The organism is Aquipuribacter sp. SD81, from assembly GCF_037153975.1.
GTDB lineage: Bacteria > Actinomycetota > Actinomycetes > Actinomycetales > JBBAYJ01 > Aquipuribacter.
Genome location: NZ_JBBAYJ010000021.1, coordinates 32,156 through 55,604, shown reverse-complemented (window position 1 = coordinate 55,604; position 23,449 = coordinate 32,156). Strand labels below are relative to the sequence as shown.

At 75.8% G+C, this 23,449-nt stretch carries 19 protein-coding genes and 1 tRNA gene; 5 read left to right on the top strand and 15 right to left on the bottom strand.

Going from position 1 to position 23,449, the window contains the following annotated elements:
* Positions 1-23 precede the first annotated feature (23 nt).
* The 11 genes from atpB to WAA21_RS13220 form a co-directional block, all read right to left on the bottom strand.
* On the bottom strand, positions 24-713 hold the full coding sequence (atpB, locus tag WAA21_RS13270; RefSeq protein WP_442893292.1) for a F0F1 ATP synthase subunit A: 690 nt from the start codon (positions 711-713) through the stop codon (positions 24-26).
* 297 nt (positions 714-1,010) lie between these two features.
* Complete coding sequence (locus WAA21_RS13265) at positions 1,011-1,517, bottom strand: hypothetical protein (RefSeq protein WP_336923294.1); 507 nt, start codon at positions 1,515-1,517, stop codon at positions 1,011-1,013.
* Positions 1,514-2,281 carry an L-threonylcarbamoyladenylate synthase gene (locus WAA21_RS13260; protein WP_336923293.1) on the bottom strand — a complete coding sequence of 256 codons (768 nt, stop codon included), beginning with the start codon at positions 2,279-2,281 and terminating at the stop codon, positions 1,514-1,516. Before WAA21_RS13260 ends, WAA21_RS13265 begins: the two co-directional genes overlap by 4 nt.
* Positions 2,278-3,165 carry a peptide chain release factor N(5)-glutamine methyltransferase gene (gene prmC, locus WAA21_RS13255; RefSeq protein WP_336923292.1) on the bottom strand — a complete coding sequence of 296 codons (888 nt, stop codon included), beginning with the start codon at positions 3,163-3,165 and terminating at the stop codon, positions 2,278-2,280. The genes WAA21_RS13260 and prmC overlap by 4 nt, the downstream gene beginning before the upstream one ends.
* On the bottom strand, positions 3,162-4,229 hold the full coding sequence (gene prfA, locus WAA21_RS13250; RefSeq protein WP_336923291.1) for a peptide chain release factor 1: 1,068 nt from the start codon (positions 4,227-4,229) through the stop codon (positions 3,162-3,164). The genes prmC and prfA overlap by 4 nt, the downstream gene beginning before the upstream one ends.
* Before the next feature lie 122 nt (positions 4,230-4,351).
* The gene (rpmE, locus tag WAA21_RS13245; RefSeq protein WP_336923290.1) at positions 4,352-4,570 is read right to left on the bottom strand and encodes a 50S ribosomal protein L31; all 219 of its coding nucleotides are present in this window, start codon (positions 4,568-4,570) and stop codon (positions 4,352-4,354) included.
* Positions 4,571-4,721: 151 nt separating this feature from the next.
* Positions 4,722-7,082 carry a transcription termination factor Rho gene (gene rho / locus WAA21_RS13240; RefSeq protein WP_336923289.1) on the bottom strand — a complete coding sequence of 787 codons (2,361 nt, stop codon included), beginning with the start codon at positions 7,080-7,082 and terminating at the stop codon, positions 4,722-4,724.
* A 222-nt stretch (positions 7,083-7,304) separates the two neighbouring features.
* Positions 7,305-8,264 carry a homoserine kinase gene (locus WAA21_RS13235; protein ID WP_336923288.1) on the bottom strand — a complete coding sequence of 320 codons (960 nt, stop codon included), beginning with the start codon at positions 8,262-8,264 and terminating at the stop codon, positions 7,305-7,307.
* 28 nt (positions 8,265-8,292) lie between these two features.
* Positions 8,293-9,375, bottom strand: a complete 1,083-nt coding sequence (gene thrC, locus WAA21_RS13230; RefSeq protein ID WP_336923287.1) for a threonine synthase — start codon at positions 9,373-9,375, stop codon at positions 8,293-8,295.
* Entirely contained in the window at positions 9,375-10,676 is a 1,302-nt protein-coding gene (locus tag WAA21_RS13225) for a homoserine dehydrogenase (protein WP_442893289.1), read from the bottom strand. The genes thrC and WAA21_RS13225 overlap by 1 nt, the downstream gene beginning before the upstream one ends.
* A gap of 13 nt (positions 10,677-10,689) precedes the next feature.
* Positions 10,690-11,565, bottom strand: coding sequence for a TetR/AcrR family transcriptional regulator (locus WAA21_RS13220; protein ID WP_336923286.1), 876 nt, complete (start codon positions 11,563-11,565; stop codon positions 10,690-10,692).
* A 74-nt stretch (positions 11,566-11,639) separates the two neighbouring features.
* Between WAA21_RS13220 and WAA21_RS13215 the strand changes: the two genes are divergently transcribed.
* From WAA21_RS13215 to WAA21_RS13205, 3 genes are all read left to right on the top strand, one after another.
* Positions 11,640-13,871, top strand: a complete 2,232-nt coding sequence (locus WAA21_RS13215) for an MMPL family transporter (RefSeq protein WP_336923285.1) — start codon at positions 11,640-11,642, stop codon at positions 13,869-13,871.
* A gap of 160 nt (positions 13,872-14,031) precedes the next feature.
* A complete protein-coding gene (locus WAA21_RS13210) occupies positions 14,032-14,577 on the top strand; it encodes a GNAT family N-acetyltransferase (protein ID WP_336923284.1) in 546 nt (181 codons plus the stop codon).
* A gap of 29 nt (positions 14,578-14,606) precedes the next feature.
* Complete coding sequence (locus WAA21_RS13205; protein WP_336923283.1) at positions 14,607-16,340, top strand: HNH endonuclease signature motif containing protein; 1,734 nt, start codon at positions 14,607-14,609, stop codon at positions 16,338-16,340.
* Between the two features lie 105 nt (positions 16,341-16,445).
* Here the strand turns inward: WAA21_RS13205 and lysA are convergent, their stop codons facing one another.
* Both lysA and argS read right to left on the bottom strand, forming a co-directional pair.
* Complete coding sequence (lysA, locus tag WAA21_RS13200) at positions 16,446-17,867, bottom strand: diaminopimelate decarboxylase (protein ID WP_336923282.1); 1,422 nt, start codon at positions 17,865-17,867, stop codon at positions 16,446-16,448.
* Positions 17,864-19,525 carry an arginine--tRNA ligase gene (argS, locus tag WAA21_RS13195; protein WP_336923281.1) on the bottom strand — a complete coding sequence of 554 codons (1,662 nt, stop codon included), beginning with the start codon at positions 19,523-19,525 and terminating at the stop codon, positions 17,864-17,866. The genes lysA and argS overlap by 4 nt, the downstream gene beginning before the upstream one ends.
* Positions 19,526-19,590: 65 nt before the next feature.
* Here argS and WAA21_RS13190 point away from each other — a divergent pair.
* A tRNA-Arg gene (locus WAA21_RS13190) sits at positions 19,591-19,662 on the top strand.
* A 136-nt stretch (positions 19,663-19,798) separates the two neighbouring features.
* Positions 19,799-20,680 carry a CPBP family intramembrane glutamic endopeptidase gene (locus WAA21_RS13185; RefSeq protein ID WP_336923280.1) on the top strand — a complete coding sequence of 294 codons (882 nt, stop codon included), beginning with the start codon at positions 19,799-19,801 and terminating at the stop codon, positions 20,678-20,680.
* Between the two features lie 9 nt (positions 20,681-20,689).
* Here WAA21_RS13185 and WAA21_RS13180 read toward each other — a convergent pair whose 3' ends face one another.
* The gene (locus WAA21_RS13180) at positions 20,690-21,706 is read right to left on the bottom strand and encodes a M15 family metallopeptidase (RefSeq protein WP_336923279.1); all 1,017 of its coding nucleotides are present in this window, start codon (positions 21,704-21,706) and stop codon (positions 20,690-20,692) included.
* 255 nt (positions 21,707-21,961) lie between these two features.
* Entirely contained in the window at positions 21,962-23,416 is a 1,455-nt protein-coding gene (locus tag WAA21_RS13175; protein WP_336923278.1) for a GuaB1 family IMP dehydrogenase-related protein, read from the bottom strand.
* Positions 23,417-23,449: the final 33 nt, after the last annotated feature.

Here is a 23,449-nt window from a genome sequence, read left to right as displayed (position 1 = left end):
GAGGTGTCCTTTCGGTGGGGTGGTCAGTGCTCCGGGTGGAGCGCACCGCTGATGTAGACGGCGGTGAGCAGGGTGAAGATGTACGCCTGGAGGACGGCGACGAGGATCTCGAACAGCGTGAAGGCGAAGCCGCCGACGAGCGTGAGGACGAAGAACGCCCCGAAGGCCTCCCCGCTCAGCAGCTGCTCGAGGAAGTACTGCGTGCTCTTGAAGCACAGGACGAGCAGCAGGTGGCCCGCGATGAGGTTCGCGAGCAGACGGATCGTGAGCGAGAACGGCCGGATGAGGAACGTCGAGGCGAACTCGATCGGGGTGACGAGCACGTACAGCGGCTTCGGCACGCCCGGCGGGAACAGGTTGCTGCGGAAGTAGCCCCCCACGCCCTGCGTGCGGATGCCGACCGCGATGAAGGTCACGTACGCGACGAGGGCGAGCAGCAGCGGGACGCCGATCACGCTCGTGCCGCCGATGTTGAGCAGCGGGATCACGCCGGTGATGTTGAGCGCGAAGACGAGGAAGAACAGCGTCGCGAGCAGCGGCAGGAACTTCCGCCCGTCGCGCTGGCCGAGGATCTGCTCGGCCACCTGCGTGCGGACGAGGTCCAGACCGAGCTCGACCGTGCTCGTGAAGCGGCCGGGAACCAACCGGGCCCGGTTGACGTAGAGCACGAAGAGGACGACCACCGCCGCCATGGCGATGAGCCGGACCAGCATGATGCGGTCGAAGACGGGTACCCCGCCCACCGTGAACGGGTAGGGGAAGAACTCGCCGATCCCCGGCGGGACGAAGTTGCCCTCTTCGTCCGCGACGGACAGCGGTAGCGCGGCGAACGCGGTCAGCGTCGTCAGCGTCGACTCCCGGGATCGGGCCGGCACGGGGGCCGGCGGACGAGCGAAGGGTGACCGCGCCGGACACTGGCGCGCAGCGCGTGCCGGCGGCCCCGTCGGGTCGTCCGGAACCCTACCAACCTCCCGGCGGTGCCCCGCACGTCGGGCCGCGGCGCCGGGGCGTCAGCGGCCGCTGGTGTCGACGTAGGGGATGCGCGCGGACGTGAGCGCGCGGTACTCGGCGAACAGCGTGGCGACCATGCCGACGACGACCCCGACGAACAGCGCGACCGGGTCGTAGAAGTCGAGGTCGCGCACGAGCCACAGCACGGCGCCCACGACGACGACCTTGACGAGCCACGACCCGAGCACCCAGCCGGCGACGACCACGGGGTCGCCGCCCGCGACCCGGGCGCCGACGAGCGCGGTGACCGCGAGGAAGCCGAAGGCCACCGCGAACCCGACGAGCGCGCCCCACACCCCCGGCAGGCCGACGAGCAGCCCGGCGACGACGGCCGTCAGCACCGCGGCGACGGCGCACGCGAGCGCGGCCAGCCGCACGGCCCGGCGCAGGGCCGCGCGGAGCGCGAGGCCCGCCTCCCCGACGGGTTCGTCTCCCGTCCGAGCGGCGCCCGGGGGCGGGTCGGACGGGCTCGGCGAGCCGTACGGGACGTCGTCGTCGGCGCTCACGGGGCGGCCTCCTCGGGCTGCGGCTGGTCGTGGTCCTCGTGCTGCACGTCCGGATCGTGCGCGTCCGGGTCCTCCGCGTCCGGGTCCTGCACGCCCTCGTCGGGCTCCGCGTCGGGCTCCTCGTCGTCCCAGCCGTCGGGCACGACCTCCCGCAGCAGCGCGAGCGGCACGGCGCCGGCGCGCAGCAGCCGAGGCGTCGCGCCCGTCGCGTCGACGACGCTCGAGGCAGGCTCGTCGAGGCACGCCCCGCCGTCGAGGTACACCGCGACGGCGTCGCCGAGCATGTCCCGCGCGTCCTCGGCCGAGCGCGGGACCGGCGAGCCCACCGTGTTGGCGCCGGAGACCGCGAGCGGCCCGGTCCGCGCGAGGAGCTCCAGCGCCACCGGGTGCAGCGGCATCCGCAGGGCGACGCGCCCGCCGGTGTCGCCGAGGTCCCACGCGAGCGTGGGCTGCGCGGGGAGCACGAGCGTGAGCCCGCCCGGCCAGAAAGCCTCGGCGAGGTCGCGGGCCCACGCCGGCACCTGCGTCGCGAGCGCGTCGAGGCCCGTCGGGTCACCGACGAGCACCGGGGGCGGGGCGTCGCGCCCGCTGCCCTTGGCGGCGAGCAGGTCGTCGACGGCGAGGGGGGCGAAGGCGTCGGCCGCGACCCCGTACACGGTGTCGGTGGGGACGACGACGAGCGCCCCGCGCCCGAGCGCCGCCTCCGCGGCGGCCAGCCCGCGCTCGCGCTCGCGGGGGCGCGCGCAGTCGTACGAGCGGCTCACGCGGGCGATCCTCCCACCCGCGCCGTCGTGACCCGAGGGCGGCCGGTGAGGTCGACGTGGTGGGCGACGTCGTGCCAGCCACCGGCACGACGCAGCACGCCGGCGACCCGCTCGGCCTGGTGCTCCCCGTGCTCGAGCGCGAGCAGCCCGCCGGAGACGAGCAGCCGCGCGGCCACGCGCACGCAGCCGGCGAGCACCCGCATGCCGTCGGGGCCGCCGTACAGCGCGGCGGGCGGGTCGTGCTCGGCGACCTCGGGGTCCAGCGGCACCATGTCGTCGGGCACGTACGGCGGGTTGGCCGTCACGACGGCGCACGCGCCGACGAGGTCCGGCAGCGCGGCCGCGACCGCGGCGGGGTCGCCCGCGTCACCCCGGACGAGCCGCACCCGCCCGTCGCCGAGCGCCGCGACGTTGCGCTCGGCCCAGGCGTGCGCCGCCGGCTCGAGCTCGACCGCCCCGACGACCGCGTCCGGCACCTCGACCGCCAGCGCGAGCGCGACCGCGCCGCTCCCTGTGCAGAGGTCGACCGCCCGCGGCGCGGGGCCGGCCGCGGCGAGCCCGGCGACGCCGAGGCCGGCGAGCAGCTCGGTCTCCGGGCGCGGCACGAACACCCCGGGCCCCACCGCGAGCTCGAGCCCGCGGAAGCCGGCGGTGCCGGTGAGGTGCTGCAGCGGCACGCGCGCGGCGCGCTCGGCGACGAGCGCGGCGAAGCGCTCCCCCGCCCCGTCCGGCCAGTCCGCCCGCATCACCACGAGGCGCTGCAGCCCGCCGCGGCCGGTGCCCGCGGCGTGCGCGGCGAGCAGCTCCGCGTCGGTGCGCGCGCTCGGGACGCCCGCGGCCCGCAGCGTGGCGACGGCCCGGGCGAGGTCGTCGACGAGGCTCACGCGCCCGCCTCCGCCTGCTGGGCGAGCGCCTCGTCCGTCCGCATGCGCACGAGGGAGCCGACGACGGGGTCGAGGTCGCCGTCGAGCACCTGGTCGAGGTTGTACGCCTTGTAGCCGCTGCGGTGGTCGACGACGCGGTTCTCGCCGAAGTTGTACGTGCGCACCCGCTCGGAGCGGTCGACGGTCCGCACCTGCGCGGCGCGCGCCTGCGAGGCGGCGTCGGCCGCGGCGGCGCGCGCGTCGGCGAGCAGCCGGGCCCGCAGCACGCGCATCGCCTGCTCCCGGTTCTGCAGCTGCGACTTCTCGTTCTGGCAGCTGACGACCGTCCCGGTCGGCAGGTGGGTGATGCGGACCGCGGAGTCGGTCGTGTTGACGCTCTGCCCGCCCGGCCCGCTGGACCGGAACACGTCGACGCGCAGGTCGGCCGGGTCGATGTCGACCTCGACCTCGTCGGCCTCGGGGTGCACGAGGACACCGACGGCGGAGGTGTGGGTGCGGCCGGAGGACTCGGTGACCGGCACCCGCTGCACGCGGTGGACCCCGCCCTCGTGGCGCAGCAGGCCGTACGCGCCCTCGGGTGCGGCGACCGCGAGGGTCGCGGCCTTGACGCCGCCGAGGTCCGCCCACGTCGTGTCGAGCAGCTGCGTGCGCCAGCCTCGTCGCTCGGCCCACCGCTCGTACATGCGGACCAGCTCCGCGGCGAAGAGCGCGGACTCGGTGCCGCCCTCCCCCGCGCGCACCTCGACGATGGCGTCCCGGTCGTCGTCGGGGTCGCGCGGCACGAGCAGCTGCTCGAGGTGCGCCGCGGCCTCTCGCGCGGCGGCCTCGAGCCCCGGCAGCTCGGCGCGGATGTCGGGGTCCTCCGCGGCCAGCTCCCGCGCCGTCGCGAGCTCGTCCTCGGCCGACCGCGAGCGCCGGTGCGCCTCGGCCACGCGCGACAGCTGCGCGTAGCGACGGGTGAGACGGCGGGCGAGTGCGGCGTCGGCGTGCGTTGCGGGGTCGGCGAGCGCGGCCTCGAGCTCGGCGTGCTCGTCGAGCAGCGGCTGCAGGCCCTGCGTGCTCACCGGCGTCTCCTCTGCTCCTGGCGCCGGACGGTCGGACGCCGGCGGACGGCCGGGTGCCGCCCGGCCCGTGACGTGCGACGGCGCCCGGCCCGCTGCTGCGGGACGGGCGCCGTCGGGGGGTCCTACTTGGCGTCGGCCTTCTTGCCGTACCGCTTCTCGAAGCGGGCCACGCGGCCGCCGGTGTCGAGCAGCTTCTGCTTGCCCGTGTAGAACGGGTGGCACTGGCTGCACACGTCGGCGCTGATGCGGCCGCTCGTCGCGGTGCTCCGCGTCTCGAACGTGCTGCCGCACGTGCACGTCACGGTGGTGGTGACGTACTCGGGGTGGATGTCCTTCTGCATGTCTCTCCTCGCGGTCTCAGGTCGCCGGGTCGTGCGGGGCACGTGAACCGGGACCGGTGGGTGACCTGTGTCGGCAGCAAGTGTGACGCATGCGCGCGGTCCGTCCGGACCGTGACGGCGCCCGACCCCTGCTGCCGACCTCGTCAACCTCTCAGTGGTCGTGGCTGTTCCCGTTGTGCTGCCGGTCGTGCGGGCGGTCCCCGGTGGCCCCGTGCAGCGTCATGCCCGGCCCCGACGGCGAGGTCTTGCCGACCGTCAGGAGGAACTCGGTGTTGCTGCGGGACTTGCGGAGCCGGTCGAGCAGCAGCTCGACGGCCTGCTGCTGCTCGAGCGCCCCGAGCACGCGACGCAGCTGCCACATGATCGTGAGCTCGTCGCCGGCCAGCAGGATCTCCTCGCGCCGGGTGCCGGAGGCGTTGACGTCGACCGCGGGGAAGATCCGCTTGTCGGCGAGCTGCCGCGACAGCCGCAGCTCCATGTTCCCGGTGCCCTTGAACTCCTCGAAGATGACCTCGTCCATCTTGGAGCCGGTCTCCACGAGCGCGGTGGCGAGGATCGTGAGCGAGCCGCCGTTCTCGATGTTGCGCGCGGCCCCGAAGAACCGCTTCGGCGGGTACAGGGCGCTGGAGTCGACGCCGCCGGACAGGATCCGCCCGCTCGCGGGCGCCGCGAGGTTGTACGCGCGGCCGAGGCGGGTGATGGAGTCGAGCAGCACGACGACGTCGTGGCCGAGCTCGACGAGGCGCTTGGCCCGCTCGATGGCGAGCTCGGCGACCGTCGTGTGGTCGTCGGCGGGCCGGTCGAAGGTCGAGGCGATGACCTCTCCCTTGACCGTCCGCTGCATGTCGGTGACCTCCTCGGGACGCTCGTCCACGAGGACGACCATGAGGTGGCACTCGGGGTTGTTGCGGGTGATCGCGTTGGCGATCGCCTGCAGCACGAGCGTCTTGCCCGCCTTGGGCGGGGACACGATGAGCCCGCGCTGGCCCTTGCCGATGGGAGCGACGAGGTCGATGATCCGCGTCGTCAGCTGGTTGGGCTCGGTCTCCAGCCGCAGCCGGCTCTGCGGGTAGAGCGGCGTGAGCTTGCCGAACTCGTCGCGGCCGCGGGCGTCCTCCGGCGAGGTGCCGTTGACGGTGTCGACGCGCACGAGCGCGTTGAACTTCTGCCGCCGCTCCTCGCCCGGGCGCTCCTGGCGCACCTGCCCGACGACCGCGTCGCCCTTGCGCAGGCCGTACTTCTTGACCTGCCCGAGCGAGACGTAGACGTCGTGCGGACCCGGCAGGTAGCCGCTGGTCCGGACGAAGGCGTAGTTGTCGAGGATGTCGACGATGCCGGCGACGGGCACGAGCACGTCGTCGTCGCGGACCTCCGGCTCCGGGTCCACCTGGTCGCGACGGCCCGTGCGCTTGTCGCGCTGGCGGTTGCGGCCGCGCCGGCGGCGGCCGTTGCGGTCGTCGTCGAGGTCGTCGTCCTGCGGGCCGTTCCGGTCCTGGCCGCCCTGCGGGCGCAGGTCGGGCTGGCGGTCCGCCCGGTCCTGACGGTCGTCCCGCGGCTCCTGCTGACGGTCCTGCTGACGGTCCTGCTGCCGGTCCTGCTGGCGGTCCTGCTGGCGGTCCTGCTGGCGGTCCTGGCGGCCGTCCGGGCGCTGGTCCTGACGGTCCTGACGGTCCTGACGGTCCTGACGGTCCTGACGCAGCTCGGCCTGCCGGTCCTGGCGCGCCTGCTGCCGCTCGCGGAGGCGGTCGCGGCCGGTCCCGCCGTCGCGGCCGGAGTCCTCGCCGCGGCGCGGCGGGAGGTCCGGCAGGATCGGCTCGGCCTTGAGCACGGCCTCCTGCACGGCGGCCTCCGCGTCGCGCTGCGCCCGCCGCCGGGCGCGGCTCACCGGCCGACGGTCGTCGTCCTCGTCGCGGCTGCTGCGCGACGGCTGCTCCCGCTGCTCACCGGACGGCTCGCGCGGCTCCTCGCCGGTCTGCCCTCCGGACCCCTGCCGGGACCGGTCGCCGGACTCCTGGCGGGACTGCGGGCCGGGCTGCTGGCCGGACTCCGGCGCGGACTGCCGACCGGACCCCCGCCGGTCGTCCTGCGGGGCCCCCCCCCGCGCAGCCGCCTGCGCAGGCGACGCGGCCGGCGCCTGCGACGACCCGGCGGGCTCGTCGACGGTCGTGAGCTGCTGCTGCTCGCCACGGGCGCGTGGCGACCGGCGGCTGCGGGTGGGCGCGGACCCGGCGGCCTCGGCATCGGCGGCGTCGGCGGCGTCGGCCGCGGAGGCGTCCGGCGTCGGCCGGCCGGCCGCGTCGTCGCGGGCGGGTCGCGCCGTGCCGTTGGTGCCGGAGCCGGCGGTGCGCTCGCGCACGGCGGCGAGCAGGTCGGCCTTGCGCAGGCGGCCTGCCCCGCTGATGCCGAGGCGGGCGGCGAGGGCCTGGAGCTCGGCGACCTTGAGGCGGCCGAGGTCGGCGGCTCCCGCCGGGGCGCCGGGCACGGAGGCCACGGCGTCGTGGGTGTCTGTCACGAAGGTCCTTCCTTCGGATGCGTCCGCCTGCCTCGTGACGGGCACGGCGGTCTGGACAGCCGCAGGCGCGCCGATCGCGGACCGGAGCCTGCGGGCTGGGAGAACGGCACGACGGGATCCGTCAGACCCCCGGCCGTACCACAGACGGTAGCACCCGGCCGCCCACCGGCGGGCGCTCCCGGCCGGAACGGCCCGCGACGGACCCGTGTCGCCGGGGTCGGCTCAGCCGAGCACGTCGGCCCGGGCCTGGGCGCCGACGTCGTGCCGGCCGACGCGCCACGCGCCCGGCGCGCAGCGCTCGGCCACGGCGGCGACGTGCTCCACCGGGGCCCCGAGGCACAGCAGCGACGGGCCCGCCCCGGACACGCACGCCGCGACGCGCTCGGCCCGCAGCGCCGTCAGCAGCTGCGCGCTGCCCGGCATCGCCCCGGCCCGCTGCTGCTGGTGGATGCGGTCCTCCGTGGCCGGCAGCAGCAGCTCGCGGTGCCCGCGCAGCGCGTGCACGAGCAGCCCGGCGCGCGCCCCGGTGAACGCCGCGTCGGCGTGCGGCACCGTGGCGGGCAGCAGCGCCCGGGCGACGTCGGTCAGCAGCACCTCCCCTGGCACGCACGTGACGACGGGCAGGTCCGGGTCCACCTCCAGCGGGACCGCCCGGTACCCACCGGGCGCGGACCACGCGAGCACCGCACCGCCCATGACGCTCGCCGCGGCGTTGTCGCCGTGGCCCTCCGCCGCCGCGGAGGCGTCGACGAGCCACGCCACGCGGTCCAGGCCGTCGGCGGAGCGGGCGTCGCCGTGCACGAGGGTCCAGGCCGCGAGCAGGCCCGCCACGACCGCCGCCGCGGACGAGCCGAGCCCGCGGCCGTGCGGCACCGAGTTCGTGCAGCCGAGCTCGAGGTCGAAGGCGTCGGCGCCCGCCCCGAGTCCCGCGAGACCGCCGCGCACCCAGCGCGCCACCAGGTGCCGGTCGTCGGTGGCCACCTGGCCGGCGCCCTCGCCGGACACCGTCACGGTCGTGCGGGGCTGCTGCGGGTCGGCCGCGGCCCGGCAGCGCACCGTGACGGTGTCGCGCACGTCGAGCGCGAGCCCGACGGCGTCGAAGCCGGGACCGAGGTTCGCCGAGGAACCGGCGACGTCGACCCGTACGTGGGCGGCGGCGAGCGGCCTGTGGCCCTGTGTCATCGCGGCTCCCGGGTCACGGCGTACGCCCTCACGCGAGCCCGAGGGCGCCCGCGACCTCGACGGTGTCGACGGAGACGCGGACCGGCTGGACCGGCATGCCGTCCTCGCCGCGGAGCGCCCACTGCGGGTCCTTCAGACCGTGGCCGGTCACCGTCACGACGATCCGCTGGCCCGGGTCGACCTCGCCCGCCTCGTGGCGCTGCAGCAGCCCGGCGACGCCCGCGGCGGACGCCGGCTCGACGAACACGCCCTCGCGCGCGGACAGCCAGCGGTGCGCGGCGAGGATCTGCTCGTCGGTGACGGCCTCGATCACCCCGCCGGACTCCTCGCGGGCCGCGACGGCCTGCTCCCAGCTCGCGGGGTTCCCGATGCGGATGGCGGTCGCGATCGTGTCGGGCTCGTCGACGGGGTGGCCCTTGACGATGGGCGCGGCGCCCGCGGCCTGGAAGCCCCACATGCGGGGACGGTGCGTCGCGGGGCCGTCGGCGGCGTACTCGGTGTAGCCCTTCCAGTACGCCGTGATGTTGCCGGCGTTGCCGACCGGCAGGCAGTGGACGTCGGGCGCGTCACCGAGGACGTCGACGACCTCGAACGCGCCCGTCTTCTGCCCCTCGATGCGGGCGGGGTTGACGCTGTTGACGAGCTCGACGGGGTACGCCTCGCTCAGCTTGCGGGCGACCGTCAGGCAGTCGTCGAAGTTGCCGTCGACCTGCAGGAGCGTCGCACCGTGCGCGATCGCCTGCGCGAGCTTGCCCATCGAGATCTTGCCGTCGGGCACGAGCACCGCGCAGCGGATGCCCGCGGCCGTCGCGTAGGCGGCGGCCGACGCGCTCGTGTTGCCCGTGCTCGCGCACACCACCGCCTGCGCGCCGTTGGCGACGGCGACCGTCATGGCCGTCGTCATGCCGCGGTCCTTGAAGGAGCCCGTCGGGTTGCAGCCCTCGACCTTCAGCCACACCTCGCAGCCGAGGCGCTCGCCGAGCGCCCGCGCGGGCACGAGCGGCGTGCCGCCCTCGGCGAGGGTGACGTCGCGGGAGCCGGGTGCGAGCGCACCCACGATCGGCAGCCGCTCGCGGTACTCCGGGATGACGCCGCGCCAGGGTGCCGCCATCACTCCCCCTCCACACGCATGACGGACGTGACGTCGAGGACGACGTCGAGGTCGCCGAGGTCCGCGACCGTGTCGGACAGGGCCGTGTCGGGCGCGACGTGCGTGACGACGACGAGCTCGGCGGTGCGGTCCGCGCCCTCGCCGACCGCCTGCTGGCGCACCTGCTCGATGCTGACGCCGCGCGCGGCGAAGGCGTCGGCCACCCGCGCGAGGACGCCGGGCCGGTCGGCCACCTCCAGACGCACGTGGTAGCGCGTGCGGACGCGCGACATCGGCAGCGCCGCGAGGTCCGCGTACGCCGACTCGCCCGGTCCGCGCCCGCCGTGCACACGGTGCCGGGCGACCGCGACGACGTCACCGAGCACGGCGCCCGCCGTCGGCGTGCCGCCCGCGCCCGGCCCGTAGAACATGAGCTCGCCCGCGGCCTCGGCCTCGACGAAGACGGCGTTGAACGGCCCGCGGACGCCCGCCAGCGGGTGCGTGCGGGGCACGAACGCGGGGTGCACGCGGACCGTCACGCCCTCGGGCCCGTCGGGGCCGGCGGGCACGCGCTCGCCGATGGCGAGGAGCTTGACGACGCAGCCCATCCGCTCGGCGGCGGCGACGTCGGCCGCCGTCACGCCCGTGATGCCCTCGCGGTGCACGGCCTCACCGGGCACGCGGGTGTGGAAGGCGAGGCTCGCGAGGATCGCCGCCTTGCTCGCGGCGTCGTAGCCCTCGACGTCCGCGGTGGGGTCGGCCTCGGCGTACCCGAGCGCCTGCGCGCGCTCGACGGCGTCGCCGAACCCGGCGCCCGTCGTGTCCATCTGGTCGAGGACGTAGTTCGTCGTGCCGTTGACGATGCCGAGGAACCGGCGCACGCGGTCGCCCGCGAGCGACTCGCGCAGCGGGCGGATGAGGGGGATGGCGCCGGCGACGGCCGCCTCGTAGTACAGGTCGACGTCGGCGGCCCGCGCCGCCTCGAACAGCTCCGGCCCGTGCTCGGCGAGCAGCATCTTGTTCGCCGTCACGACCCCCGCGCCGTGCGAGAACGCCTCGTGCATGAGGCTGCGGGCGGGCTCGATGCCGCCGACCACCTCGACGACGACGTCGGCGTCGCGCACGAGGGCGGCCGCGTCGCCGGTGAGCAGGGACGGGTCGATGCCGGGCCGGGCGCGCTCGGGACGGCGCACCGCGATGCCGACGAGCTCCAGCGGCGCCCCGACGCGCGCCGTGAGGTCGTCGGCCTGGTCCTGCAGCAGCCGTGCGACCTCGGAGCCGACGACGCCGCAGCCGAGCAGGGCGACACGGACGCGATCCACGCCCCGCAGTGTGTCAGGGGCGGCGCGCGCCCCGCGGCACGGTCTCGGCTCCCGTCCCGCCGGGCACCGGCCGCCCGCCCGTCCCGGTGCGCACGTCACGGAGGACGGCGAGCAGCGAGCGGCAGCAGTCGGCCATCTCCGCCTCGAACAGCCGCTCGGGGTCGGCGCCGGTGTGACCCACCTTGCCGACGACCTCGACCATGACGAGCCCGAGGAGGCGCACCCAGGCCCGCGCGAACATCTCCCCCAGCGGCCCGGGCAGCACGGCGAAGACGGGGGCGCCGTCACCCACCGGTGCCGGGCCGGCGGCGCCGGTGGGTGACCCGTCCGTGCCCGCCGGGACGGGCACGCCGGGCAGCCGGTCGAGCAGCAGGCGGAGGAAGACCGCACCGAAGCGGTTGCCGGCGGCCTCCGTGCGCGGGCAGCCGGACTCGAGCTGGTGCACCGTCCCGCCGTACATGAGGGCGAACTCCGCCGGGTGCTCGAGGCTCCACCGGCGGAACGCGCGGCTCGCGGCCATGAGCGAGCGGGAGACGGCGCGGTCCGCCGCCTCCTCGGACCCCTCGGTCGTGCCGTCGACGACGTCGTCGGTCGTGCCGCCGGTCGTGCCGCCGCCGTCGAGGGTGGCGCGCAGCGCCTCCGTCAGCTCGTCGAAGAAGGAGGCCGCCAGACGGTCGACCAGCCCGTCGTGGCCGTCGACGTAGCGGTACAGCGCGGAGGCCGTCATGCCCATCCGCCGTCCGACCTCGCGCAGGGTCAGCGTCGACGGCCCGCCCGCCACCAGCAGGTTGCGTGCCGTGGCCACGATCTCCGCCTCCGTGGCCGCGCGGACCCGCTCGCGGCGGGGCACGACGGGCGAACGCACGTCGGAAGCGTTGACAGTGTTCACGTTCGGCAGCATAGTTCACCGTGGCGGACGAGAACAACGTTCACCGACACGAACGTCACTCACGGAGGTCCAGCATGTTGTCCATACTCGCGCGCGGCCTCTCCCGCCGCCCCGTCCTCGTCCTCGTCCTGTCCGGCCTGCTGCTCGCGCTCGCGGCGTGGAGCGCCTTCGCGATGGGCGGGGGGTTGTTCGGCAAGGCCGTCGACGGCGGCTTCGACGACCCGCGCGGGGAGGCGTCGGTCGCCGCGCGGGTGTCGACCGAGGAGCTCGGGCGCACCGACGTCGACCTTCTCGTCACGTACACCGCGCCGGGACTCACCGTCGCCGACCCGGCCTTCACCGACGCCGTCAGCACGACGCTCGACGACCTCGTCCGCGAGCACCCGGACGCCGTCACCGAGGTCGTCGACCCGCTGGCCGCACCCGACCCGGCGGCCACGGGGCTCGTGTCGGCCGACGGCAGCACCGTCGTCGCGCTCGTGCGCCTGGCGGGCGCCGACGACACGGAGAGGTCGGCGAGCTACACCGACGAGGTCGCCGACGCGCTCGTGGCGCCCGCCCCGGTGCAGACCCTGCGGGGCGGCGTCGCCGCCGTCAACGCCGACGTCAGCAGCCAGGTGACGACCGACCTCGCGCTCGCGGAGGGCGTGATGGTGCCGGTCGTCCTCGTCCTGCTCGTCGTCATCCTCGGGGGTCTCGTCGCCGGGTCCCTGCCGCTCGCGATCGGCGCCTTCGCCATCGTCGGCGCCTTCGGCGCCGTGTCCGCGGTCGGCGAGCTGACCGACGTCAGCATCTTCAGCGTCAACGTCATCACGGCGCTCGGGCTCGGCCTCGCCGTGGACTACGGGCTGCTCATGGTCGCGCGCTTCCGCGAGGAGCTCCGCCCCGGGCGCGACGTCGGCGCGGCGCTCGAGGCGACCCTCGGCACGGCCGGGCGGACGGTGCTCGTCTCCGGCCTCACCGTCGCGGTCTCGCTCGCCGCGATGCTGTTCTTCCCGTTCATGTTCGTGCGCTCGCTCGGGATCGGCTCGATCGCGGCGGTCGTCCTCGCGATGCTCGCCGCCCTGACGGTGCTGCCGGCGCTGCTGCGCCTGCTCGGGCACCGCGTCGACGCCCTCGGCCTGCCGTTCCGGCGCGGCGCACGAGCCGGTGCCGCCCGGACGGACGGGCCGTGGGCCCGCATCGCGCGGACCGTCATGCGGCGCCCCGTCCTGGTCGTCGTCGGCACCGTCGCCCTCCTCGCGGTGCTCGTCGCGCCCGTCGGGGGGCTGCAGCTCGGTGGCGTCGACACCCGCGCCCTGCCGGAGCGCGCCGAGTCGCGCCAGGCCGGCGAGACGGTCGACGCCGAGCTGCCGTGGCTCGCGACCGACGCCGTGCAGGTCGTCGCCCGCGGCACCGACGGGACCACCCTGGCCGAAGCGCAGCGGACGGCGCTGACGGCCGCGGTGAGCGACGTGGCCGGGGCCGAGCCGCGCGTCGAGGCGGCCGCCGAGCGGGCACTGCGCCTGTCGGTGCCGCTCGAGGACTCCGACCCCTTCTCGGCCGCGTCCCGCGAGCTGGTGGCGGACCTGCGCGACCTGTCCGTGCCCGGCGTCGAGGTCCTCGTGACCGGTGAGACCGCCTACTTCGTCGACCGGCTCGACGTCATCACCGACCGCCTGCCGTGGGCCGTCGGCTTCGTCGTCGTCACGATGCTGCTGCTGCTCTTCTGGGCCTTCGGCTCCGTGCTGCTGCCGGTCAAGGCGGCGCTGCTCAACACCGCGACGATCGCCGCGACCTTCGGCGTGCTCGTGTGGGCGTTCGGCGACGGCAACCTCGCGGGCGTGCTCGGCTTCACCGAGACCGGCTTCCTCGAGACCAGCCAGCTCGTCGTCATCGTGGCCATCGCGTTCGGCTTGTCGATGGACTACGAGGTGTTCCTGCTGTCGCGCATGCGCGAGGAGTGGGACCGCACCGGCGACAACACCACCGCGGTGGCGAACGGGCTGCAGCGCACCGGCGGGATCGTGACCGCCGCGGCGCTCCTGCTCGGGCTCGTGGTCGGCGGCTTCATGCTCGGCGACGTCACCTTCATCCAGATGATCGGGCTCGGACTCGCCTTCGCGCTCCTGCTCGACGCGACGGTCGTCCGGACACTGCTCGTGCCGGCCACCATGCGGCTGCTCGGCACCGCGAACTGGTGGGCGCCCGCCCCCTTGGCCCGCTGGTGGCAGCGGTACGGGTTCCGGGAGGAGCCGGACGCGGCCGGGGCGGTGCCGCAGCCACGGCACCGCGTGCCCGACCGCGAGGACACGCTCGTCGGTTGAGACCCGACGCACTCCCGGCCACGGCCGCGTCCCGGTCATGGTCCCGCCCCGGTCACGGTCCCGCCCCGGTCACGGTCCCGCCCCGGCGGACCGCGGCCGGGGCAGCCCGTGGCCGGGGCGGCCCGTGGCCGGGGCGCGACCGTCCTGCCACGCTGTCGCCGTGCCGGAGGGGTGGGAGCTGCGTCGTGCGGACGTCGACGACGCGGCGGGGCTCGCCCGCGTGCACGTGCGCGCCTGGCAGGCCGCCTACCGCGGGGTGATGCCGGACGAGGCCCTCGACGCGCTCGACGTGGCCCGGCGCACCGAGGGCTGGCGGCGCCTGCTCGAGGGCCCTCACCGTGCCGGACTCACCGTGGCCGCCGGCCCCGGCCTCGTCCTCGGGTTCGCCCACGCAGGTGCGGCCCGGGAGGCGGCGACCGGGGACGACGGGGAGCTGTTCGCCCTCAACGTCGACCCGGCGGCGTGGCGCGGCGGCGTGGGCACCGCGCTGCTCGCCGCGGCCGAGGCCGACCTGCTCGCGGGCGGTCACGCGACGGCTCGCCTGTGGGTCGTGACGGCCAACCCACGCGCCCGGGCCTTCTACTCCCGCCACGGCTGGCGGGCCGACGGCGTCGAGCGGACGGCAAGGCTCCAGGTCGCCGGCCACGCCGTGGACGTGGCCGAGACGCGGTACGCGAAGACGTTGACGACGCCGCGCCGGTCGTAGTGTCGGGGGGTCGTGGCACAGTCGTACACGTGTTCGAGCCCCTGCCCGTCGACCGCCTCACGGCCTCGCTGTCGGAGCTGTCACGGCGCCTTGACGGTGCCGGCGACTCATCGGCCGGGCAGGCCGGCGACGACGTGTCTTCTGACGCAGAGCTCGTCGACGCGATGGCAGAGGCCACCGCCCTCGCCGGGTGGGCCGAGGGCGTGACGCTGCGGCTCGTCGCCGTGCTCGCGTCCCGACGGCGCGCCACCCACGTCGCGCTCGTCGCCGAGCTCGGTGGCGAGCGCGCCGTCGAACGCGCCGGCGGCCCGGCGGACGCCGCGGAGGTCGACCGCTTCACCGCCACCGAGGTCGCCGCGGCGCTGCGCGTGTCGCAGCGGGCCGCACAGGAGCGCGTCGACCTCGCGCTCCGCCTCGCCGTGCGGCAGCCGGCGACGCTGTCAGCCCTCGGCGGAGGCGTGATCGGGCTCGCGCACGCCCGCGCACTGTGTGAGGCCCTCGACGGAGCCGCCGACGACCGCGTCGCCCGGGAGGTCGAGGCCGACGTCCTCACGACCCGCGAGGAGGAGCGCAAGGCGCACCCAGGAACCAGGTCGGGCGCCGGTTGGTCGCTCGGCACCCCGGGACAGCTCGCGACCGCGGCGCGCCGGACGCTCGCGAGCGCGGACCCGGCGAGCCAGGGGCGTCGCTGCCGCGTGGCGCGCCGCCGACGGCGCGTCGTCTCGTGGGGCCTGCCCGACGGCATGGCCGTCCTGCAGCTCACCGCGTCGGCCGTCGACGTCGCCGCCGCCTACGAGCAGCTCGACGCGCACGCCCGTGCGCGGCTCACCGACGCCCGGCGCGCCGTGGCGGCCGGCGACCTCGCCGAGCTCGACGTGCCGAGCCTCGAGCAGGCCCGCGCCGACGCGGCCCTGCAGCTGCTCGTCGGCACGCCCGACGTGCTCGGCTCGCCGGTGCCGCACGTGAGCATCGGCGTCGACGTGCTCGTGCCGATGAGCGTCCTTCAGGACGTGCCCGCGCGTGCCGGGTCCGGCGGGGCCGCGGAGCTGCCGGGGACCGGTCCGTTGCCGACGCCCGTCGCCCGCGCCGTCGTGCGGGCCGCCCGCCGGGCACGCGTCGTCCCCCTCGACGCTCGGGGCGCGGTCGCCACGCGGCACCTGCCCGCGGAGGAGGGGTACGAGCCCTCGACGGGTCTCGCGGAGGCCGTCCGGGCACGTGACGTCACGTGCCGCTGGCCGGGCTGCCGCCGACGGGCCGCGCGCTGCGACAACGACCACACCGTCCCGTGGCCCGAGGGCCCCACGGCGGCCTGGAACCTCGCGGGCTACTGCCGGCTGCACCACCGGGCGAAGCACCGCGGCGGCTGGGGCGTCGCGCAGACCGCCGACGGGCGCCTCGACCACACCTCACCGACGGGTCACCTCTACCGCACCCTGCCGCCGAGCTGGGTCCCGGCGCGCGCGCCGGCAGCAGCGGACGGTGTCGGGCCGCCGGAGCGGTGGGCCCGGGAGCGCGCTCTCGATCACGCATTGGACCGAGACCGAGACCGGGACCGAGACCCGGACCTGGACCTGGACCTGGACCTGGACCTGGACCTGGACCTGGACCTGGAAGGCGACATGGTCCGTTACCAGGAGCCGGTGGGCGAGCCCGACGAGTACGTGCCGCCCCGGCCACCGGACGACGGCTGGGAGCCCGGAGGGACCCTGGACGAGCGCCGGCCGTGGGACGCGCGGCTCCGGGGCGACGACGACGTCGCGTGAGGTCGCGGCACGCGGAGGCGTCGTGCGTGCACGCGGCCCCGCCTCGAGCCCCGAGCCCCGAGGCCCCGAGCCCCGAGCCCGGAGCCCGGAGCCCCGAGCCCGGCCTCACCCCAGGTCGAGGGCGAGCACGTCCTCCTCGGTCTCGCGCCGCAGCAGCACCCGCGACGCCCCGTCCCGCACGGCGACGACCGGCGGACGCGGCACGTGGTTGTACTGGCTGGCCAGGGACCGGCAGTAGGCCCCGGTCCCTGGCACCGCGAGCAGGTCACCGCGGCGGACGTCGGCCGGGAGGAACTCGTCGCGCACGACGATGTCACCGCTCTCGCAGTGCTTGCCGACGACCCGGGCCATCACCGGCGGCGCGTCGGACGCCCGGGAGGCGAGCGTGCACGAGTAGTCCGCGTCGTAAAGCGCGGTGCGGACGTTGTCGCTCATGCCGCCGTCGACGCTCACGTACGTCCGGTCGCCGCCGCCGTCGAGCGTGACGGGCTTGACCGTGCCGACCTCATACAGGGTGAACGTGGTGGGGCCGACGACCGCGCGCCCCGGCTCGACGCTGATCCGCGGGACGTCGACCCGGGCGGCCGCGCACTCCTCGGCGACGACGCGCGCGAGGCGTCGGGCGATGTCCTCGACGGGCATGGGCCGGTCGGTCGAGGAGTACGCGATACCGAAGCCACCACCGAGGTCCATCTCCGGCAGGACGACACCGTGGTCGCGCGCGACGTCGGCGTGCAGCCGCACGAGGCGACGCACGGCCACCTCGAAGCCCGACGGGTCGAAGATCTGCGAGCCGATGTGGCTGTGCAGGCCGCGCAGGTCGAGCTCGGGGCGCGCCAGGACGTCCGCGACGACGCCGGCGGCGACCCCGTCGGACAGCGCCAGGCCGAACTTCTGGTCCTCGTGGGCCGTGGCGATGAACTCGTGCGTGTGCGCCTCCACGCCCACGTTGACCCGCACGAGCACGGGTGCGACCACGCCGCGCTCCCGGGCGATGCGTGCGATGCGGGCCGGCTCCTCGGCGCTGTCGACGACGATGCGTCCGACGCCGTGCGCGAGCGCGCGGTCGATCTCGGCGTCGGACTTGTTGTTGCCGTGCAGGCCCATCGCGGCCCCCGGCACGCCGGCGCGGACGCCGACAGCGAGCTCACCGCCCGTGCACGTGTCGAGCCGGAGGCCCTCCTCGTGCACCCAGCGGGCCACCGCCACGGACACGAACGCCTTCGCCGCGTAGTAGACGTCGGCCCCGCCGCACAGGTCGGCGAAGGCGGCGTCGAAGGCGCGGGCGTGGGCCCGGGCGCGGGCCCGCAGGTCGGTCTCGTCGAGCACGTACGCCGGGGTGCCGTGCTCCGCGGCCAGGTCGAGGACGCTCACGCCGCCCACGCGCAGCACGCCGTCGTCACCCCGGTCCACCGTCCGCGACCACAGTCGCGGCAGCAGCGCGTTGACGTCCTCCGGGACGCGCAACCACGACGGGCCGGGCGCCATGGCCTCCGCGTGGAGCGCGCCCGCCTCGTGCGCCCTCACATTCGCTCCGGCGCGCTCACCCCGAGCAGCTGCAGGCCGTTGGCGAGCACCGTCCGCACGGCGTCGTTGAGCCACAGCCGCGTGCGGTGCGCGTCGGTGACGGCCTCCACCTCGCCGTCGGGACCGACGCCGGGGACCACGCGCCGCTGCTGGTCGTACCACCTGTGGTACGAACCGGCGAGGTCCTCGAGGTAGCGCGCGACCCGGTGCGGCTCGCGCAGCTGCGCGGCCTGCGCGACGACGCCGGGGAACTGCGCGAGCGCGGCGAGCACGACCTCCTCGCTCGGGTGGTCCAGCAGCGACGCGTCGAAGCCGTCCTCGCGGCGCACCCCGGCCGTCGCGGCGTTGCGGGCGACCGCAGCGGTCCGGGCGTGGGCGTACTGGACGTAGAAGACGGGGTTGTCGTTGGTCTGCTTCCGCATCTCCTCCGCGTCCAGCGACAGCGGGGAGTCCGCGGGGTAGCGGGCGAGGGAGTACCGGACGGCGTCCTTGCCGATCCACTCGACGAGGTCGCGCAGCTCGATGATGTTGCCGGCGCGCTTGCTCATCCGGGCGCCGCCGATGTCGACGAGCTGGCCGATGAGCACCTCGATGCTCGTCGCGGGGTCGTCGCCGGCGCACGCGGCGATCGCCTGGAGGCGCTTGACGTAGCCGTGGTGGTCGGCGCCGAGCAGGTACACCTTGCGCAGGAAGCCGCGGTCCTTCTTCGACAGGTAGTAGGCGGCGTCGGCGGCGAAGTACGTGGGCTCACCGTTGGCCCGCACCATCACGCGGTCCTTGTCGTCACCGAAGTCGGTGGTCCGCAGCCACACGGCGCCGTCGGTGTCGTCGACGTGGCCCTGCTCCCGCAGCCGCGCGACGGCCTTCTCCACCGCGCCGGACCCGTGGAGCGTCCGCTCGGAGAACCACACGTCGAAGTGGACGTCGAAGTCCGCGAGCGTCTGCTCGATCTCCGCCAGCTGCAGCCGGTAGCCGGTGTCGCGGGCGGTGGCGACGGCCTCGTCCTCCGGCAGGTCGAGCAGGTCGGGGTGCTCGCGCAGCACCTGCTCGGCGAGGCCGGCGACGTACTCGCCGTTGTACCCGCCCTCGGGCACGGGCCGGCCGGCGGCACGGGCCAGCACGCTCGCGCCGAAGCGGTCCATCTGCGCCCCGGCGTCGTTGACGTAGAACTCGGTGGTGACGACGGCGCCCGCCGCACGGAGCAGCCGGGCGAGGGAGTCCCCGAGCGCCGCCCAGCGCGTGTGGCCGATGTGGAGCGGGCCCGTGGGGTTGGCCGAGACGAACTCGAGGTTGACGACCTCTCCGGCCAGGGTCTCGTTGCGCCCGTACGCCTCCCCCGCCTCGACGACGGAACGGGCGAGCCCACCGGCGCTCGCGGCGTCGACCCGCACGTTGAGGAACCCGGGCCCGGCCACGTCGACACCCGACACCCCGTCGACCTCGCGCAGCCGCGCCGCCAGGACCTCCGCGACCTCCCGCGGCGGACGGCCGGCCCGCTTGGCCAGCTGCAGCGCGACGTTCGTCGCCCAGTCGCCGTGCTCGCGGTTGCGGGGACGCTCCACGACGACGCTGCCGGGCACCTCGAGCGCGAGCTCGCCGGACTCCACGGCGGCGAGCAGGCACGAGCGGACGGCGGCGGCGAGGGTCTCGGGTGTCACGACCGACCAGCCTACGGGCGGCACGGCGGCGCCCTGCCCGGCTGCTAGTCTCTGGGACGCCCGGAGCCCCCGTAGCTCAGGGGATAGAGCACCGCCCTCCGGAGGCGGGTGCGCAGGTTCGAATCCTGCCGGGGGCACCCACTCAGCCGCCCTCCTCCCGTAGGTGAGCGACCGCCTCGTCGAGGGCCGACGCCATCGCCGAGACCGCCGCGACGGGCGGGCCACCCGCTCGTCACCCGCGCCCGCCGGCGCGCGGTCCGGCATCCTGGTCCCGTGAGCTCCTCCGACGTCCCGACCGTGGAGGCGCGCGCACGCACGGCGAGCGCGGACACACCGGCCGAGTCGGCGGCGCCGTGGCCGCGCTTCGCCGCCGCGGCACTCGTGTGCGGGTCCGCGGTCGCGCTGTTCGGGTTCCGCAGCCACGCCGTCGGGTGGCCGCTGCTGGCCGCGGGCGTGCTGCTCGCCGTCGTCGTGACACGGGGCGGGGACCGGGCCCTGCTCCGTCACCTCGCCGTCATCGCGGTCGCGCTGTTCGGCATCAGCCTGGTGCCGCTCAAGGCGGACATCAGCAACGCGGGCATCCTGCGCTTCGCGCTCGCGCTCGGCACCGCCGTCCTGCTGCCGTACGTCATGTCGCGGGTCTTCTGGCGCGAGGACGTCATCCGCTTCCCCGTCCGCACCGGCAAGGGCTGGGGCCGGTTCGAGTGGACGTACCTCGCGGTGGTCGTCGCGCTCGGCTACCTCGTGCTGCCGGTGTACTTCATCGGCTCCGGCGTCTACACGAACTGGCCGACGGTCGTGGAGACCGGCGACATCGTCCGGCTGTTCGTCGGCGTCAACGCCGTGGGGCTGTGGGACGAGCTCTTCTTCGTCTGCACCGTCTTCGCGCTGCTGCGCCAGCACTTCTCGTTCTGGCAGGCGAACCTCCTGCAGGCGACGGTCTTCGTCTCGTTCCTGTGGGAGCTCGGCTACCAGTCGTGGGGGCCGCTGCTGACGATCCCCTTCGCCGTGCTCCAGGGGTTCATCTTCTACCGGACGAAGTCGTTCCTGTACGTCCTCGTCGTGCACCTGTCGTTCGACCTGATCATCTTCATGATCCTCGTGCACGCGCACACGCCGTCGCTGTTCGACGTCTTCGTCACCGCGCCGCGCTGAGCCCGCCGGTCACCACTGACCGGCGACGTACTCCCAGTGCCACGGCTCGTACGGCCCGCCCCCGCCGCGGCGGGCCCAGGCGGGGTTGTCCCAACCGTGCTCGGGGGCGTTCTCGCGCAGCCACGAGTAGGCGGGCCCGGCCGACTCGACGCCGCCGCACAGGTCGACCGCGAGGCCCCAGCCGTGCTCCGAGGTGCCGGGCCGGGCGGCCAGCCCCGGCTTGCGGGCCTTGAGCGACTGCTGGGCCGCGTAGGAGCGGTAGCCGTCGGTCACGCACATGTCGCGCCCGAACTCCGCCCGGTAGGACTCGTTGAGCACCGCCAGGGAGACGGCCGCGTCCGCGCGGATCTCGCTCTTCCCGTCCCACAGGGTGCAGAGGAACTCGCCGTCCATGCGCCCGTTGGGCTGCTCGGTCTCCGGCGGGACGCCGTCGCAGCCGGGCAGCAGGCTGCGCTCGCCGCTGCGCGACGCCTGGCCGTCGTCGGCGACACGCAGCAGGCCGTCCTCGCCCGCGACCAGCGACGAGCCGGCGTCGATGTCGGCGAGGAGCGACTCCTGCGCGGGCTGCGCCGTGACGACGTCCGCGTCCTCGCGGACGAAGGTGGGGACGCTGCCCGCGGTCGCCGCGACGTCCGCGGTGACGGCGTAGCCGGCGGTGGCGGCGACGAGGGAGCCCACGACGAGGACCTGCGGCAGCCGGCGCCACGCCGACCCGCCCGCACGGGGTGCGGGCACGGCCGGGGCGGGCGTGCCCGCCCGGGACGCGACCGGGGTGGGACGGGGGGTGATGTCGTCGACCCACACGTCGTCCCCGCCCTCGAGCACGTGGTCGGCGAGGACTCGCTCGACCGGCGGCGCCACGGGCGGCACGACGGGGACGTCCGTCACCCGGGGCGCCCGCGTACGGGAGCGCACGGCGTCGGTGCGCTCGGCCGACCGCCGGGCGGCGTGCTCCGCGGCGCGCTCGGCGGCCCGGAGAGCACGGCGCGACGGCAGGGGCTGCTCGTCGGGGCGCGACAACGGCACGCTCTCTCCGGTCGTCTCGTGCACCGTGCGCGGCAGGCAGCGGTGGCGGGCGGGCCCCGAGGGGTCGGCTCGGGGTGGGGGTGGGGTCGTGCGGGGGCTGGGGGTGGGGCCGGGGTCGCGGGGCTGGGGCTCGCGACACCGTCGCGCTCGGCGGTCGGGGGTCCGCCCGTGGTTTGGGAACCGCTGGTCGTGGGTACCGGGGTCAGCGGGTCACGACAAGGTAACGACGACGTCCCGCCGATTCAAGTTGCCCTGTCACCAACCGCTCGGTAGGGGACGGCCCTCGTCGAAGCCGGAGCGCGACTGCACCCCCACCACCGAGCGGTCGGCGAAGGACCCGAGGTCGGACGCCCCGACGTACGTGCACGCGCTGCGCAGCCCGGACGTGATGTGGTCGAGCAGGTCCTCCACGCCCGGTCGGGCGGGGTCCAGGCGCATCCGCGAGGAGCTGATGCCCTCCTCGAAGAGCCCCTTGCGGGCCCGGTCGAACGCGGAGTCCTCGCGGGTGCGGGCCGTCACCGCCCGCTTGGACGCCATGCCGAAGCTCTCCTTGTACTCGCGGCCCTCGGCGTCGACGAGCAGGTCGCCGGGGCTCTCGTACGTGCCCGCGAACCACGACCCGACCATCACCTGCGAGGCGCCCGCCGCCAGGGCGAGCGCGACGTCGCGCGGGTGCCGCACCCCGCCGTCGGCCCACACGTGCGCGCCCACCTCGCGGGCCGCGCCCACGCACTCCAGGACCGCGGACAGCTGCGGGCGACCGACGGCCGTCATCATGCGCGTCGTGCACATGGCGCCGGGTCCGACGCCGACCTTGACGACGTCGGCGCCCGCGGCCACGAGGTCGCGGGTACCGGCGGCGGTCACGACGTTGCCCGCCACGAGCGGCACGTCCGGGGCGGCGCCCCGCGCCTCGGCCACGGCGCGCAGCGCGCTGTCCTGGTGCCCGTGCGCGGTGTCGACGACGACGACGTCGACCCCGGCCTCCACCATCGCCCGGGTGCGGCCCGCGACGTCGCCGTTGATGCCGACCGCCGCCGCGACGCGAAGCCGGCCCCGGTCGTCCAGCGCCGGGGTGTAGATCGTCGAGCGCAGGGCGCCGAGCCGGGTGACGGCGCCGGCGAGCCGACCGTCCGCCGCCACGACCGGCGCGAAGTGGTGCCGCGTTCCGGCGAGGACGTCGAAGGCCGCGCCCGGGCCGCCGCCCTCGCCCACGACGTCGTCGAGCCCGAGGGTCACGAGGTCGGTCGACATGACGTCGCGCACGGGGGTGTAGCGGTCGACCTGCCGGCAGTCGCGCGCGGTGACGACGCCGACGGGACGGCCGTCCTCGACGACGACCGCCGCGCCGTGGGCGCGCTTGGGCAGCAGGTGCAGGACGCTGAGGACGACGTCGTCCGGCGCGACCTCGACGGGGGTCTCCAGGCGCGGGTGCCGGTCCTTGACCCACCCGACCACGCCCGTGAGCACGTCCAGCGGCGTGTCCTGCGGCAGCACCGCGAGACCACCGCGCCGCGCCATCGTCTCGACCATGCGCCGCCCGGTGACGGCCGTCATGTTGGCGACGACGACGGGGACCGTGGCCCCGGTGCCGTCGACGGGGGTGAGGTCGACCGCCGAGCGGGACCCGACGCCGGAGCGCGACGGGACGAGGAAGACGTCGTCGTAGGTGAGGTCGTGAGGCGGCTGGTGGCCGGGCAGGAACTGCACGAGCACCCAGTGTGGGGCACGCGCGCTCCCCCG

Excerpts from the sequence above, each read along its gene's own strand:
- atpB (WP_442893292.1), bottom strand. The coding sequence starts at position 713 with ATGCTGGTCCGGCTCATCGCCATGGCGGCGGTGGTCGTCCTCTTCGTG.
- rpmE (WP_336923290.1), bottom strand. The coding sequence starts at position 4,570 with ATGCAGAAGGACATCCACCCCGAGTACGTCACCACCACCGTGACGTGC.
- WAA21_RS13235 (WP_336923288.1), bottom strand. The coding sequence starts at position 8,264 with ATGACACAGGGCCACAGGCCGCTCGCCGCCGCCCACGTACGGGTCGAC.
- thrC (WP_336923287.1), bottom strand. The coding sequence starts at position 9,375 with ATGGCGGCACCCTGGCGCGGCGTCATCCCGGAGTACCGCGAGCGGCTG.
- WAA21_RS13215 (WP_336923285.1), top strand. The coding sequence starts at position 11,640 with ATGTTGTCCATACTCGCGCGCGGCCTCTCCCGCCGCCCCGTCCTCGTC.